This is a genomic window from Psychrobacillus sp. AK 1817, assembly GCF_008807035.1.
Lineage (GTDB): Bacteria > Bacillota > Bacilli > Bacillales_A > Planococcaceae > Psychrobacillus > Psychrobacillus faecigallinarum.
This window is the reverse complement of record NZ_CP031739.1, coordinates 3,498,827-3,513,517: the sequence shown is the minus strand read 5'-3', so window position 1 is coordinate 3,513,517 and position 14,691 is coordinate 3,498,827. Positions and strand designations below refer to the sequence as shown.

At 35.6% G+C, this 14,691-nt stretch carries 15 protein-coding genes; 6 read left to right on the top strand and 9 right to left on the bottom strand.

Going from position 1 to position 14,691, the window contains the following annotated elements:
* The first annotated feature begins 170 nt into the window (after window positions 1-170).
* Window positions 171-1,223, top strand: coding sequence for an LLM class flavin-dependent oxidoreductase (locus D0S48_RS17565; protein WP_151113036.1), 1,053 nt, complete (start codon window positions 171-173; stop codon window positions 1,221-1,223).
* Between the two features lie 360 nt (window positions 1,224-1,583).
* Here the strand turns inward: D0S48_RS17565 and D0S48_RS17560 are convergent, their stop codons facing one another.
* The 7 genes from D0S48_RS17560 to hemE form a co-directional block, all read right to left on the bottom strand.
* Window positions 1,584-2,138, bottom strand: coding sequence for a GNAT family N-acetyltransferase (locus D0S48_RS17560; protein WP_225321642.1), 555 nt, complete (start codon window positions 2,136-2,138; stop codon window positions 1,584-1,586).
* Between the two features lie 105 nt (window positions 2,139-2,243).
* Window positions 2,244-2,984, bottom strand: a complete 741-nt coding sequence (locus D0S48_RS17555; RefSeq protein WP_225216120.1) for an alpha/beta hydrolase — start codon at window positions 2,982-2,984, stop codon at window positions 2,244-2,246.
* A gap of 301 nt (window positions 2,985-3,285) precedes the next feature.
* Window positions 3,286-5,475 carry a YhgE/Pip domain-containing protein gene (locus D0S48_RS17550; RefSeq protein WP_151113032.1) on the bottom strand — a complete coding sequence of 730 codons (2,190 nt, stop codon included), beginning with the start codon at window positions 5,473-5,475 and terminating at the stop codon, window positions 3,286-3,288.
* Window positions 5,476-5,542: 67 nt separating this feature from the next.
* Window positions 5,543-6,112 carry a TetR/AcrR family transcriptional regulator gene (locus D0S48_RS17545; protein ID WP_151113030.1) on the bottom strand — a complete coding sequence of 190 codons (570 nt, stop codon included), beginning with the start codon at window positions 6,110-6,112 and terminating at the stop codon, window positions 5,543-5,545.
* Window positions 6,113-6,206: 94 nt separating this feature from the next.
* Window positions 6,207-6,686 (bottom strand): FixH family protein, encoded by a 480-nt coding sequence (locus D0S48_RS17540; RefSeq protein ID WP_144539142.1) that lies wholly within the window; start codon window positions 6,684-6,686, stop codon window positions 6,207-6,209.
* Between the two features lie 163 nt (window positions 6,687-6,849).
* Window positions 6,850-7,782 carry a ferrochelatase gene (gene hemH, locus D0S48_RS17535; RefSeq protein ID WP_144539186.1) on the bottom strand — a complete coding sequence of 311 codons (933 nt, stop codon included), beginning with the start codon at window positions 7,780-7,782 and terminating at the stop codon, window positions 6,850-6,852.
* 17 nt (window positions 7,783-7,799) lie between these two features.
* Window positions 7,800-8,852, bottom strand: a complete 1,053-nt coding sequence (gene hemE / locus D0S48_RS17530) for a uroporphyrinogen decarboxylase (RefSeq protein WP_151113875.1) — start codon at window positions 8,850-8,852, stop codon at window positions 7,800-7,802.
* 293 nt (window positions 8,853-9,145) lie between these two features.
* Between hemE and D0S48_RS17525 the strand changes: the two genes are divergently transcribed.
* A complete protein-coding gene (locus tag D0S48_RS17525) occupies window positions 9,146-9,634 on the top strand; it encodes an antibiotic biosynthesis monooxygenase family protein (RefSeq protein ID WP_151113028.1) in 489 nt (162 codons plus the stop codon).
* A gap of 658 nt (window positions 9,635-10,292) precedes the next feature.
* Entirely contained in the window at window positions 10,293-10,565 is a 273-nt protein-coding gene (locus tag D0S48_RS17520) for a 2TM domain-containing protein (RefSeq protein WP_144539146.1), read from the top strand.
* A gap of 350 nt (window positions 10,566-10,915) precedes the next feature.
* Here D0S48_RS17520 and D0S48_RS17515 read toward each other — a convergent pair whose 3' ends face one another.
* Together D0S48_RS17515 and D0S48_RS17510 are read right to left on the bottom strand one after the other, a co-directional pair.
* Entirely contained in the window at window positions 10,916-12,112 is a 1,197-nt protein-coding gene (locus tag D0S48_RS17515) for an ABC transporter permease (RefSeq protein ID WP_151113026.1), read from the bottom strand.
* Window positions 12,096-12,845 (bottom strand): ABC transporter ATP-binding protein, encoded by a 750-nt coding sequence (locus D0S48_RS17510; protein WP_151113024.1) that lies wholly within the window; start codon window positions 12,843-12,845, stop codon window positions 12,096-12,098. Before D0S48_RS17510 ends, D0S48_RS17515 begins: the two co-directional genes overlap by 17 nt.
* A 147-nt stretch (window positions 12,846-12,992) precedes the next feature.
* Between D0S48_RS17510 and D0S48_RS17505 the strand changes: the two genes are divergently transcribed.
* The 3 genes from D0S48_RS17505 (at window position 12,993) to D0S48_RS17495 (ending at window position 14,539) form a co-directional block, all read left to right on the top strand.
* Complete coding sequence (locus D0S48_RS17505) at window positions 12,993-13,421, top strand: HIT family protein (protein ID WP_151113022.1); 429 nt, start codon at window positions 12,993-12,995, stop codon at window positions 13,419-13,421.
* 110 nt (window positions 13,422-13,531) lie between these two features.
* The gene (locus tag D0S48_RS17500; protein WP_144539154.1) at window positions 13,532-14,056 is read left to right on the top strand and encodes a tryptophan transporter; all 525 of its coding nucleotides are present in this window, start codon (window positions 13,532-13,534) and stop codon (window positions 14,054-14,056) included.
* Window positions 14,057-14,161: 105 nt separating this feature from the next.
* Window positions 14,162-14,539: a YtxH domain-containing protein gene (locus D0S48_RS17495; RefSeq protein ID WP_144541780.1), complete on the top strand. Its 378-nt coding sequence runs from the start codon at window positions 14,162-14,164 to the stop codon at window positions 14,537-14,539.
* The last annotated feature ends 152 nt before the right edge of the window (window positions 14,540-14,691 follow it).

The following is a 14,691-nucleotide window of genomic DNA, read 5'->3' as shown; positions in this document are numbered from 1 at the left end:
GAAACTCCCCTTTCTAGCTGGTTTTTTTGCGTTCTTTGTTCTATGAAACTAATTAATCATTTTAACGCTTTAGTGAAATGAATTATTGTTTATAACCAAGCAATATGCTAGGATTAATGATATTAACAATTTTCTGAATTAACAATATTTAAAGAAGGGTTGGATATTAAATGAGATATGGCTTTTGGTTACCTGTATTCGGTGGATGGTTACGTAATGTACAAGATGAAGAAATGCCGGCAACATTTGGATATGTCAAAGACTTAGCACAACAAGCGGAATTTTTAGGCTATGACTTAACACTAATAGCTGAGTTAAATCTAAATGATATCAAAGGGATTGAATCCCCTTCCTTAGATGCGTGGTCAACTGCAGCAGCTATTGCAGCGGTAACTAAACGTCTAGAAATTTTGACTGCCATCCGACCTGGCTTTCATAATCCTGCTTTAACAGCCAAAGCTGCCACTAATATTGATCAGATAAGCGGTGGACGTTTTTCACTTAATGTTGTATCTGCATGGTGGGAGGGTGAAGCTAAGCAATATGGAGGAATTTTCACGGCACATGATGAACGCTATGCCCGAACTGAGGAATTTATAGCCGTTTTAAAAGGGTTATGGAAGGAAAACCCTTTTACCTATAGAGGCCAGTTTTATCAGTACGAAAATACTTATTTATCACCCAAGCCAACGAAACAACATATTCCCTTATATGCCGGGGGAGAAAGCGAAACTGGAAAGCAAACAATTGCTAAAACGTGTGATTCCTATGTAATGCATGGGGGCACAGTAGAGGAAGTCGCTGAAAAGATTGAGGACATGAAACAAAGACGTCAAAAGCTTGGCGATAAACCTTTAGAATCATTTGGAATGTCTGCTTATGTTATTTGTCGAGATACTGAGGAGGAAGTACAACTGGAGCTTGCTCGTATCACAGAAGTAAAAGAAGGATCTCCGGGTTATGATGGTTACAAGGATTTTGTTAGCAAGTCTCATCTTAACGTTGAAGTACAGCTCAAGGATTACTCTGTATCTAACCGAGGATTGCGACCAGACCTAATAGGAACTCCTGAACAACTTGCCAAGAAAATTATTGCCTTTGAGGAAATAGGCGTAAACCTATTAATTCTCCAATTTTCCCCTCAACATACGGAAATGAAGCGTTTCGCAGAACAAGTAATGCCGCTAGTAGAGAAATTTAAGAGAGAAAAGCAAGAAGTTTGACAGTTGAAGACTTCATAAAAAACCAACTCATACTTGAGTATGACTCATGTGGATTAAGAGAGACAAATTAGCACTCACAAACAAGACTCCGAGCTAGGATAATGGATTAGCTAATTGCTCTCCCTCTGAACACATTCGCCTAGAGCGAAAATCATTTTACTATTTCTCCTTTCTTGTTGAAAATTTAGTATTACCATAATTCTAAAAGTACTAATGAGCTTGGGAATATATTTCCAAGCTCATTACATTTGCAATCGTTTTTTTACTGGTTAGTACAATAACAACCTAGCACAGGCGACGCAAAATCCGAATCTCTTTTCATATGTAATAAAAATAATTTAATTTAAGTAGAACCGAGATTTAATAGAGATATCCTAGAAAATCTAAGTCTCCTTCTGTCCATTCGTTTGTACTAATATTCTTTACCATCAAGTCACTTCTTTCTTCATAGCCTATACCCAAAATAGTTTGATTTCTGTCATCGATTTTTAACCACTTACATTTGTTCTTAACAGATTTGTATCCATTATTTAAATACAATGTCTTGTTGTCGGCAAATAAAAGTAAAAAATCAATATCTTTCTTTACACAGTATTTATCAATTTCTAAAAGTAAAAGCGAAGCAATTCCTTTGGAGCGGTATTCTCGTGAAACACATAAGTCAATTATACCTAGCACTTTTATACGTTTTCCATTAAGATTCATCACTCGGTAATCTAACCCTACCTGTGCCAGAAGGTGTTTCTCCTCATTAAAAACTAAAAATCTAAAATGAGGCACTTGTTTAAAATAAATTCTATTATTTGGATAAATATCTTTAAAGCACTCCGTCAATAACTCTTGAATATTTTCAGTCAGTTCATTGTCAATATCGCACTCTATAATCTTTTTTATCTTCATATTATCTGGATGCATATAAAATATCCCTTCTAAGCTATTCTTCTTTTAATAAACAATACATAAAGCACTCCACCCGCCATCTAGAAGGAAAGCTACTGTTAAGTTGAAGGCTCATTAAAACTACCATGTTAAATCATTTAAGAATGTAAGAATATCTTTGTTAACTTCGTTAATATCATCGCCTAATGTCATTAAATGTTTAGAGTTCGGATATCCCTTCATTATTTTTTGGTTCGTCGCTACGCTTTGAAAAATTACCTCTGCACTCTCTTTATACAATAGTTCATCCAATTCACCATATAAAATACTGATTGGTGACGTTATAAGTGATAATTTATCCATCGTTATATCAATTAGCTGCTGGAACTCAACTAATGAATCGATAGACATATTTTGAAGGTGTTTTATTTCTAAGTTTATTTGGGCTTCTTTCTTTCCTTCTAGTTGTTTGTATCTCTTTGCATAATGAAAGACACGCTTTTGTAGAAAATTAGCTTCCCTATGTATTGGAACTGACATTGTCACAACACCATTTACCTCCAACTCTTGACTAACTTTTAATGCAAACACACCTCCAAGAGAGAGACCAATCACAGCAATCTTTTCAAAACCTTCATCCTTTAATACCTGGTAGCCGTTTAGCACATCTTGCCACCAATCTGATGGTCTATATGTCAGAAGTTCTTCTGCTGTTAAACCATGCCCACTGTACAATAGTCCATAGCAAGAATAATTGTTCTTTTGCAAATACCTTCCTAACTTTTTCATATCATTCGTATTGCTTGTAAAAGAATGCAATAGTAAAACTGCCTTGTCCCCACTTTTATAGAAAAAAGGCTTAGGAGGTATTATTTTCATCATAATTTTGAGCTCCTCACTAACTTATTTTTATTTTTATTAAATATTCTATTAGAGCGGAAACTAATATAGTGTAGGTGTCACCGTTCCATTTTACGATAAAAACCTTTTCCATTTAACATAGCATATATTTGTTAATTTCATATACTATTAATACATGTACATTTGTCACTCTGTTGAGTGGAACGACAGGACACGACTTATGCGGTATTATTGTTCGTATCTTTTCACATAAATAGAAATTATGAAATTGATTCAATTAATAAGAAAAAGCCCATCTTCATTACAGAGATGGGCTTTCATATTATGCTTCTTTTGGTTGTTTAGAATAGCGTTTTGCAAACAATAACATAAAGTAACCAAATGTTATCGCCAAGCAGACTACCATAAATCCAAGCAAGAAGCTGTTATTTTGCCAGAAATGACTTAAATCACCTGTAGAAATTGATGCTTTAAAGCTTTGAACAGAATAAGTCATTGGCAGCAATTTATTAAAGAATTGTAACGGTGCTGGTATTAGTTCTAATGGGAATGTACCTGCACTTGTAGTAAGCTGCAAAATCAAGATTACGATTGCAACAAATCGACCTGGATCGCCTAGTATAGAAACTAACAACTGTATTAGCGCTAAGTATGTGAAGCTTGTAATAACTGCAGAAAGGATGAATAATCCAACACTTTGAGTTTCTAGTTTTAAAACAAATAGTGCCACTGCTACTACAAACAACGATTGAATAATCCCTACTGCACCAAGAACTGTTACTTTACTTGTAAACCATTTAGCCCCACTTGTAGGAGCAATAACAGGCTGAACAAATGGGAATACGATAGAAATTAACAAAGCACCTACAAATAAACCAAGTGATAAGAAATAAGGTGTGAATCCTGTTCCATAGTTAGGTACCTCATTGACTCCTATAACATCAACATCTACCGGAGAAGCTACCATTTCATAAGTAGATTCAGATGCATTTACTTCTCCTGCTTGTTCACTCGCTTCTTTTAAACTAGATTGTAAAGTGTCAGTTCCATCAGCTAATAACTGTGTACCTTCTACTAGTTTAGTAGATCCATCCGCTAATTCTCCCGACTTCTCAGCAAGTGTACCTGTTCCCTCTTTCAATTGAGAAGAACCTGATGCTAATTCGTTCAAGCCATTCACTAGACTTGATGAGCCAGAATATGCCTGATTGATACCTGCGTTAAATTCGTTCATTTTTTCTTCTAAAGTCTTAGTACCGCCAGCAAGACTTGCTGAACCTTCTAATAAAGCTGTGGAAGATGAGGCTAATTTTGAAACCCCTTGTTGAGCTTGTGAGTAACCTCCACTCAATTGTTCTGCTCCACTAACTATTTGAGCTGTTCCACTAGTTAGATTTTTTGTTCCACCAGCCAATTGCTCTAAGCCAGAGGAAACAGAAGTACTACCAGCTTCTAGTTTTGCCAAGGTTTCTGTAATTGCAGCAGACTGTTCTGGTGGTAAAGCAGCTGTTATTTGGCCTAATTGTTGAGACAATGCTTGAATGCCAGCTGTTACATTAGCAGAACCTTGAGCAAGTTGATTTGTACTGTCGTTCAATTTAGAACTACTAGCTTGTAGCTTAGTTAAAGAATCAAGTAGACCTTTTTCTTTCTCACTTAGTAATTGATAACTTTCATTTAATTTATCTACACCTGCAGTATAGTCTTGGATACCACTATTTAAAGCAGTAGCCCCTGATGCTGTTTGACTAACACCATTCGTTAACTGGGAAGATCCATCAGCAAGCGTTGCTAAACCTTTGTTTAAATCTACAGAACCATTAGCAGCCGACTGGATACCCTCTACAACCGTACTAGTGCCGTCTCTTAACTCAATCGTGCTACTAGCTAATTGTTCAAGATAACCTTTTAAATTGGAGGCACCATTATTAACTTCTACTACCCCGTCCTTTAGTTGACCAGCACCATCAGATGCCTCTGCAAATCCATCCCCTAGCTTAGTAATGGAATCAAATAATTGCTCTGCATAGGTTGCCGATACTTGTTCATTTACTTCAGCTCGGATTCGATCCATAGCTGTTTCTCCTATTTGCGAAGATAAGAAATTATATCCTTCATTTGCTTTATAAGTGATCACCATTTTCTCTGGCTTCTCATCTAACAAAGTTGTTGCATGTGCAGAAAAGTTATCTGGAATCTCGATTAATAAATAATAATCTTGGTTTAATAGGCCTTCATCAGCCTCTTTTTCAGACACAGATACAAATTTAAATTGACCACTTTCTCGGAGCTTATCTGTTAGTTCCTTACCAAGGGAAAGCTCAGTCCCGTTGAATTCCGCTCCCTCATCTGAGTTAACGACCGCTACAGGCAGGTCACTTAGATTAGCATACGGATCCCAGAATGCCCACAAGAACATTCCAGCGTACATCACTGGAATAAATAAAACAGCAATTACTGAAATCAATAACTTTTTGTTTTTAAAAATACTTTTCCATTCCGATTTTATCATTTAAATACCTCCTAATACTGTATGACCGATATGTCCATTCGGTCATTTTATGCTAAAAAAATGAGTCTCAAATTGCGAGACTGCGAAAAATTGTGTCTTGAAAGAAGTTAGCTATCTCTTCTTCGGTTAAAGAATTATCATGGGTTAAATTCCAGTCATTCACAAATCCAACGTATGCCTTTAATAATAAATATGCTACAAGTTCTTCGTTTACTTGTCGGATTTCACCTTTTTGTACATACTTATTAATCTTTTCGCCTATGAACGAAACAATAGCTTGTTCGACTTGTCCAATTACTTGTTTTACTGCTGGGGTTTTCCATTGTGTTTCTTCGTCAATTATTTTAGCGTATAATTGATGAGTTTCTCGGAACTCAAGCATCTTCATTAGAGCAGCATGAGCATTTTGTTGGAAAGGTGCTTCTTCAATAATTACATTAAGAGCCTCCTGCTTCATCTCTTCGATCATGCGGAGAACAATTTCTTGAAATAAGACTTCCTTATTTTCAAAAAAATTATAAATAGTACCTTTTCCTACATTTGCAATCTTTGCAATCTGCTCCATTGTAGTAGCTTTATATCCGAAAAGAGAAAAGGACTTATTGGCAGCTAGTAAAATTTCCTGTTTACGGTCCATTTGGTTACCCCCCTCACTAAAAAAATGACTAGAAAACCATTTCGGTCAACTAGTCATTATAATACTCTCTATTTTTTATTTATGCAAGTATTATTTAATGATTTCCATCACTATGCTCCATATGATTCATCGAGTTATCGCTATCATCTGGTAACACTTTACTCATATCTGGATTTCCAACGGTAAGCTCTTGTTTTGGCATTACGTGAAGACCTCTTGCTGTTGTATGAGCAAACATATAATAAACTCCGTCATGATCAAAGGTAAAATTCGCTTCATAAACACCATCTTCTGTAAGTATTCCTTCTACCATATGTCCTTCTTCACGCAATCCTGATTCCCAAACTTCAAACTCCACAGAGTCTGCATCATTCACGGCTTCCTTACTTTGGGTCACTTTTGCAGAAAGAACTACCTCTTCACCTACCTGTAACTTCTCAGGTGTTTGAATTTCTACAATAACCTCATCCAATGTTCCTTGATGGCTCGTACTTGTATGAGTTTCTTCCTTCTCTCCACATCCGACTAGCGTGAAAGCTACTAGTAGCGCAAGCACCATAATTGTCTTTTTCATTCGTATAATCCTCCTAGATTGGCAATATAATTATTTACAGCAGCTGTTCTTTTTACCCCAGTGATCGTATACCGTTATATGTAGTTTCTTCTACTCCACTTATTAAAAATGCTCTAAAAGCTATCAACTTTTAGAGCATTTTATTTACTTATCGTTTTTTCGACTAAGCTTTTAAATGCTTAAGTACTACATCTGCCATCGCATCAATAAATTGAGGTTGGTCGTTCGGCATAGCAGGACGCACATAATTAGCACCAATTTCATCACAAACTACTTTACATTCGTAATCATTGTCGTAAAGAACTTCTAAGTGTTCTGCAACAAATCCTACTGGAGTATAAACAAATGTTGTGTAACCCTTTTCCTTGTATAAATCATGAGTTAAGTCTTGCACATCTGGCCCAATCCATGGCTCTGGTGTTTGACCTGCACTTTGCCAGCCCACTGCATAATTTTTCACGCCAGCAGCCTCTGCGATTAGTTCTGCAGTTTCTTTTAGTTGATCTTCGTATGGATCTCCCATTGTCTTAATTTTTTCAGGTAGAGAGTGAGCAGATACGATTAAACAAGCTTTTTCACGTTGCTCTTCTGACATTTTTGCAAATGCCTCGCTTACTTTATCGCTCCAATACTGGATAAATTTAGGCTCTGTATACCAGCTTTCTACTGAAGTAATTTTTAGGTTGCCAAGTTTTTCTGCTTCTTCTTTAATACGTCCATTATAGGATTTAATAGAGAACGTAGAGAAATGTGGAGCTAATACGATGGAAACTGCTTCTGTAATTCCATCTTTATGCATTTCTGCAACTGCGTCTTCTAAGAAAGGCTCAATATGCTTTAAACCTATATATAGTTTAAATTCGATTTCATCTTGTACTTCATTTAAACGGTTGCAAAGACCTTTTGCTTGGTTTTCCGTGATTTTTGCAAGTGGAGAAATACCTCCAATTGCTTTATAGCGACCTGTTAAATCATCTAATTGTTCTTCACTTGGTTTGCGACCATGACGAATATGCGTATAGTAACGTTCAATATCCGCTTCCTCGTATGGTGTTCCATATGCCATTACTAATAGTCCCATTGTTTTCTTCATAATTCTCACCTCTAAATTTTTTAATTAGATTTCGCTGAAATAAGTTCTCTACTATAATCATGGATAAGAGCAGTTAAGCGTTTTAAGACATCAGGATCTACTTCAGGGAATACTCCGTGTCCAAGGTTAAATATATGACTTGGATGAGCCACACCTTGTTCAATAATCAGTTTTGCACGTTTTTCAATTTCCGCCCATTCCCCAATTAGATAAGAAGGATCTAAATTACCCATTAAAGGTTTAGTTAGTCCTTTTGCACGGGCTTCTTCGATGGATAAACGCCAGTCGATTCCCACCACGTCTACAGGTAGGTCATGCCATTCCATTGCTAAGTGGCTTGCTCCTACACCAAATGTGATTAAAGGAACGCCTGTTTCACGCAGTTCTGAAAAGATACGTGTCATAATCGGTTTGATGAAAATACGATAATCTGCTACGTTTAATGCACCAACCCACGAATCAAAAATTTGAATAGCCTTAGCTCCCGCTTTAACCTGTGCTTTTATGTACACAACAATCATATCGGCAAGCTTGTCCATTAAAGCAAACCATGCTTGTGGCTCAGACACCATAAATGCTTTCGTTTTGTTGTAGCTTCTGGAAGGTCCTCCCTCAATCATGTAGCTCGCTAATGTGAATGGAGCACCAGCAAAACCAATTAGAGGAACACTTAATTGTTCAGTAGTCAATAATTTAATAGTATCTAGTACAAATGGTACGTGATCTTCTGGAGAGAACTCGCCTAGATTCGCCACGTCTTGCACTGAGCGTATTGGATTTGAAATGACCGGCCCAACACCTGATTTTATTTTTACATCTACTCCAATTCCTACAAGCGGAGTTACAATATCTTTATAAAGTATCGCTGCATCCACGTTATAGTTTTCTACTGGTAGGCGTGTTACATACGCGCAAAGCTCTGGCTCGTGAGTAATTTGCTCTAAAGAGTATTTCTCTTTAATTTTTCTGTACTCTGGTTGGGACCTGCCTGCTTGTCTCATATACCATACAGGAGTATGTTCCACTTTTTCCCCGCGCGCTGCACGTAAAAGTGTGTCATTAAAAGTCGTCATTTCATTTCCTGCCTTTCTTGATAACATGTTATTTTAGACCTAATGTTTTTACGATGAATTCTCTTCATACTTTACTACAATGTAAAAAAAAAATCTTTTTAATTGCTTTGATAACGATTACATCCCGTTTCAAATATACGATTCAACTATAGACGTTTCTTTAATTAATGTATAGTTATATACGGTAATTGTCATAAATTTGTCCTCATTTCAAACCTTACTTTGAAATGAAAGTTTTTAAATTTGCAAAATTGGGGAAAAGTATAAATACAAAATATTTAGGAGGAAATTATATGAAATTATACATGACATCTGGAACACCCGAATTCATGCAATCCATTAAAGATAAAAATACAAAAGAGGATTTGTATATTTTACATGGTGCAGGAAACTCTGTCCTCATACAAGAAACATCTGGAAAGTCCGTCTTCCAAGTCCCTCGTGTTTATGAAATTTTAGAAACGCTCGGTAATTTTAGTGAGAATGGCTACTTTGTCCTTCAGCATGTACCAGTATCGGACGAAGGTAAGTCTATTTTTGAGTACCAATATACAAATTTATCCCCTACAGTGCAATCAAATCCCGGTTTTATAGCATTAAGAGTGCTAAAGCCTTTAAAATCAGACACGTACATCATTTTATCAGAATGGACAGGAGCAAGCAGCTACGAAACATGGGAAAAATCAGTTACTCTAGACTTCACAAGCGTAGCAGATAAGCAACAGCTTTTCACAAGCGCCCCATATAAATCTACCTATCGTTCCAAATCAGAGGAAGAGTAATAAACGATTAGGCAAATTAATGAGAAGGCGAGTACTTATAGAAGTTTTTATTTAGGTGGTAACTGGCATTATTAGTTTACCACCTAAGTAATTAGCGTTTCCTTATATAAATCTTTAACAACAAGATAATAGTCTATATTCCACACATTGTCCTACACAGTTTAACTTAAGCTCCCGAGTTCCAAGAATTCCGGTCCTTAAAGAATCTATGAATAGTAATTACCATTATATATCTTGCTAGTAAGCTGAGTAGCTTCATTAATTACGTAATTTGCATATACTTTTCAGCATAAGCTGATATTCCCTCGGACTACAAAGTCTCAATTTTATTAGCAGTTTGTTCATTTCTCATTCTTTTCACTCCGAACTTTGAGTTATAAAATTTTTTTATTTTTATCATAGATTTATACCCCCATATCAAACTGTTCGGGTAATAATTGATATTAAGTAAAGTATTCCTACTTTTAATATAGAAGAGATTATAAAGAAGTAGATGGGAGGAAAATACATAGCCATACCTCCCCGATAAAAATCATACTGATTCCCCCACAGTTGTATATTTACGAGAATATATAATTTTTAAAAATCCATTTAATATTTGGTATTTATGGTAAATTTAAATTAGGTATAAATATGCAGTAATGGAGGAAATGAGGAAATGGAACAAGATGAGATTTATCTACGAGCTAAAAAGAAGGTAGAGAATTTAAAATCGTTTTATATTCATTTAACGGTCTATGTACTAGTTAACCTAATGCTCTTTTTGATAAATATAATATCTGACCCAAGTTATTTATGGTTTTTATATCCTCTTGGAGGTTGGGGAATAGGTGTTGCTATACATGGTTTTACAACTCTTTCCCTTGGGAAGTTAGGAGCAGAGTGGGAAGAACGTAAGATTAAAGAGTATATAGAGAAAGATAAAATCTGAAACCTATGTTTTTAAGACATGTAAGTTTAGGTAGTTTTAAATTTTTTGAAATTAACCAACTTTTAATTTGTGAATGATTACATTAAAACTGGCTGTGTTCTTTAAAGAAAGCGAAATACAATGAGCTTGGAAATATACATTTTCCAGCTCATTGTATTTTTATTTCCTACATAATTACAAACACCCATTTTATTAAAGTGAAGTTTCTCTATCTTAAGCTGTCTGCTGTTCATCCTCAACTTGTTACTAATAAGGAATCTAGTAAAAAAATATAAACAAAAAACCCCGCAATTGTTAGTTTGGTGTCTAACATTTACGGGGCAGTATACTCAATTACTTGAGGTTTTAATTTAAATTTTAGTCATACGTAAAGTCACTTCTGATATTACTAGCACTGCTACTGGTATTAAGAACATTACAGAAGCATAATCACCTTGGATTAAAACACCTATTAAAACAGCAACCGCCTGAATTAACTGAAGGAATCGAATCATACGAGCTACTGCATGCTTTCTTACATCCTTTTCAATAGGAAACAATAGGTCCATTCTAAACTCATGTCCAGACAATAAAGCGTGCTTTATCTGAATAACGGTAGCAAACGCAAGGGCAGCCGCAAATATAATAGACACGATTGGGAATGGGATGAATATAGCTCCAATCATTGCAAGCCCAGTTAAACGCAGCCATAAATAGAAGAAGTCATTTGTACGGATGAAAGTTCTCATAACTAGGTAAAGCTGTGTATTCCTTTGTCCATATCCGGCAAGTTTATAGAATGCATCTAACCATTTTCTTCTTTTCGTCATTCCGCGGATGTGCGGAACATCTGTAAAGTAATTAGCAAATCGATAGAATCTCATCATACGAGATTGCTCGACTACAATAAAATGCTCGAAAGGAAATGGAACTTCTTTTTTCTTTTTAACCCATGCCATTGTGTAAACGAATTGCACAATAACTACTAAAATCATAAATAAATAGCTTCCATTCAATAGGAAGTACAATGATACCAATATTAGTAGGAAGCGAAGAAAACGATCTCCCCATACTCCTCTTCCATTTGAAGCCCAACGAAAGTTGAATTCAGTATGGATACTCCAATACTTGAATATTAATAAAAAAATTAATAGAGCAATGATTTCTTCCTTAGTACTACCTGCCACTCTTGTCAATAAAGGTATAGCAACGACAAATGCTGCTAGGGTGACAAATATTGAGGAGAAATAAGTCCATCGAAGAGCAAGTCGTATGTACTCCCCTAACTTGGTCTCCAATGGTAAAAAGTACACGCTGTCCGCATTTTTCAAAAGGGTAACCGGCGTGCTTAATGTAACTAAGATGCTTAATATTAAAGCTACAACCAAATATGCGGGAAAATCCTTAGGAGCTGAGTTTAGCCATTCGCTATACGTATAACCTAAAGCGCCAATTGCAAATACGATGACAATAGCCAAATGACCAGAAACAATAAACTTCAAATATTTCTGCAGCTCATTTATATAGAAAACAAATCGTTTACTCCATACCTCACTCAAATTGTTCATCTTGTTGTTCCTTTGTCATTTCAATATAAAGATCATCTAAAGTTGCATGAGGCATTTTAAATGCTGCTCGTAAATCTGTCATAGTCCCTTGTGCACGAATTTTCCCGTTATGCAAAAGAAGAATACGATCGCAGTATCTTTCGGCAGTTGATAATATGTGAGTGGACATTAGAACAGAAGCGCCCTCGTCCTTTCTTGACTTCATCTGATCAAGCAACGACTGAATTCCTAGGGGATCTAACCCAACAAAAGGCTCGTCAATAATATACAAGGATGGGCTAACTAAAAATGCACACATAATCATTACTTTTTGTCGCATCCCTTTTGAGAAATGGGTTGGAAACCAGTTCAACCTTTTTTCCATTCTAAACTCTTTTAATAGAGATGCTTTTCTTGCCTCAAATACGTCCTTATCTAAATTATAGGCCATTGCTGTAAGCTCTAAATGCTCATTTAACGTTAGCTCGTCATACAACACTGGGGTTTCAGGAATATAAGAAAAAGAAGAGCGATAAAGTGCTGGGTCATCCTTTAATGATTTACCATTAAGTAGAATTTCCCCTTTTGCAGCATTCATTGTTCCAATTATATGTTTGATTGTTGTACTCTTCCCTGCTCCATTTAATCCGATTAATCCAACTAATTCCCCTTTATTAATGGAAAAGTCTAAATCATGTAATACAGGCTTTCTTGTGTATCCTCCTGTTACATTTTTTACTTCTAATACAGTCATTTCTACACCTCTATTCTTCTTATTTATAATTTTACCAAAGCCTGCCTTAAAAATCTCCTTTCAATTTCAATCAATGTTTAGAAAAGAAAAACAAACTTGTCCTATTATATGTTAAACTCATCCTAACAATGAATAGGAGGTTTTTTCATGACTAACTGTATTTTTTGTAAAATAATTGATGGTTCCATTCCAAGTGCAAAAATTTATGAGGATGAGTATGTCTATGCTTTTATGGATATTATGCCCTTAACTAAAGGACATACTTTAATTATTCCTAAAAGTCACAAGGAAAATGTATATGACTTAAGTGAAGAAGAGGCAAGCAACTTGTTTAAGGTAGTCCCAAAAATCGCGACTGTATTGAAGGATACATTCGGACCCGTTGGGATGAACTTATTAAATAATAACGGGGCCCCAGCTGGGCAAAGCGTCTTCCATTTTCACTTGCATTTCATTCCACGCTACGATCAAACAGACGGACTGAAGCTTACTTGGAACACAAAAGAAAAAACTTATTCATCAGAAATGATTCAAGAGTTAGCCAAAGAACTATCAGATAAATTAATGTCCAACTAATTGCTTTTATAAGGAAAAAGCCTTACAATCATAAATAAGATTCTTGCTAACGATCATGAGGATACGTTAGAAGAACCAAATAGTTGAGAAAAGTTGAGGAGAGATGAGAAATGAATACGAAAAATCTTGTGCTAATGTCGTTGCTAGTCGGTGTGGGAGCTGTGCTTTATATTATTATTCCAGGTTTTAATGGGGGTATGAAGCCAGATTTTATGTTGACGATGATGTTTATTGGAATATTATTATTCCCAGAAATTAAAAATGTCTTTTTACTAGGGCTATCTACAGGAATTATATCGGGATTGTTTTCTACCTTCCCTGGAGGATTTGTTCCTAATATTATTGACAAGTTAATAACTGCTTTAGTTTTCTTCGGATTAGTGATATTACTTAAAAAGTTAGCAAACAAATTAGCGACTGCAATTGTTTTAACGTGTATTGGAACATTAGTCTCTGGTACTGTATTCCTATCTACTGCTATATTCATCTTCAATGCAGGCGCAGTCTTTACAGAACTATTCGTAATTGTCGTTTTACCAGCGGTCCTTATAAACGGTATAGCGTTTTTTATCATTTATCCGATTGTCGGAAAACTTGTAAGACGCTCCAACTTTAAGACAGCACTTACTATTTAAATACCAAAAGCTTTCCTTTTACAAGGAAAGCTTTTTTTGTATTCAATATTATGTTTTAATAATGGAAAGGAAAGGAATAATATATACATATAAGGAGTGATTTGAATGAAAGTATCACAATTATTAATTGGTGTAGCTCTTGGAGCATTAACAGGTGCTACGACCGTACTTTTATCCACCCCTAAAAGTGGTACAGAAGTTAGGGAAAATATTAAAACCGTATCTGCCGATTACAAAGAAAAGCTCTCTGATATTAACGATCAGCTACGTAAAGTAAAAGTATCCATACAAAGCTTAAAGGCAGAATCACAGGTAATGATTCCAAGAACAGTAAAGGACGTAAAAGAAAGCGTCGAAAAGTGGCAAAATGGTACACTGCCTCTCCAGCAACAACTACAAAATGAAATTTCTTCTATCCAATCAGCTATTGAACAGCTTGAGCAAGCACTTCCTAAGAAAAATGAGGTTGCAGAAACCCGCTAAACAGAAGTATGCATTTAGTCTTTTAGATTAAAGGCATACTTTTTTTAAAAGAATATGGAGGTGCTTTCCCCTCCTTTTTTCATTTTTCTCTGTTGTAAGCATAGGAAGATTTTTTTTAATAGATTGTTCGGCATTGTGAAATCGTATTTCTC

Bases quoted from the DNA above. Each gene is read 5' to 3' on its own strand.
- D0S48_RS17525 (WP_151113028.1), top strand. From the start codon at position 9,146: ATGAAATTATACATGACATCTGGAACACCCGAATTCATGCAATCCATT.
- D0S48_RS17515 (WP_151113026.1), bottom strand. From the start codon at position 12,112: ATGAACAATTTGAGTGAGGTATGGAGTAAACGATTTGTTTTCTATATA.
- D0S48_RS17550 (WP_151113032.1), bottom strand. From the start codon at position 5,475: ATGATAAAATCGGAATGGAAAAGTATTTTTAAAAACAAAAAGTTATTG.
- D0S48_RS17520 (WP_144539146.1), top strand. From the start codon at position 10,293: ATGGAACAAGATGAGATTTATCTACGAGCTAAAAAGAAGGTAGAGAAT.
- D0S48_RS17510 (WP_151113024.1), bottom strand. From the start codon at position 12,845: ATGACTGTATTAGAAGTAAAAAATGTAACAGGAGGATACACAAGAAAG.
- D0S48_RS17540 (WP_144539142.1), bottom strand. From the start codon at position 6,686: ATGAAAAAGACAATTATGGTGCTTGCGCTACTAGTAGCTTTCACGCTA.
- D0S48_RS17500 (WP_144539154.1), top strand. From the start codon at position 13,532: ATGAATACGAAAAATCTTGTGCTAATGTCGTTGCTAGTCGGTGTGGGA.
- D0S48_RS17555 (WP_225216120.1), bottom strand. From the start codon at position 2,984: ATGATGAAAATAATACCTCCTAAGCCTTTTTTCTATAAAAGTGGGGAC.
- hemE (WP_151113875.1), bottom strand. From the start codon at position 8,852: ATGACGACTTTTAATGACACACTTTTACGTGCAGCGCGCGGGGAAAAA.
- D0S48_RS17560 (WP_225321642.1), bottom strand. From the start codon at position 2,138: ATGCATCCAGATAATATGAAGATAAAAAAGATTATAGAGTGCGATATT.
- D0S48_RS17505 (WP_151113022.1), top strand. From the start codon at position 12,993: ATGACTAACTGTATTTTTTGTAAAATAATTGATGGTTCCATTCCAAGT.
- D0S48_RS17495 (WP_144541780.1), top strand. From the start codon at position 14,162: ATGAAAGTATCACAATTATTAATTGGTGTAGCTCTTGGAGCATTAACA.
- D0S48_RS17545 (WP_151113030.1), bottom strand. From the start codon at position 6,112: ATGGACCGTAAACAGGAAATTTTACTAGCTGCCAATAAGTCCTTTTCT.
- D0S48_RS17565 (WP_151113036.1), top strand. From the start codon at position 171: ATGAGATATGGCTTTTGGTTACCTGTATTCGGTGGATGGTTACGTAAT.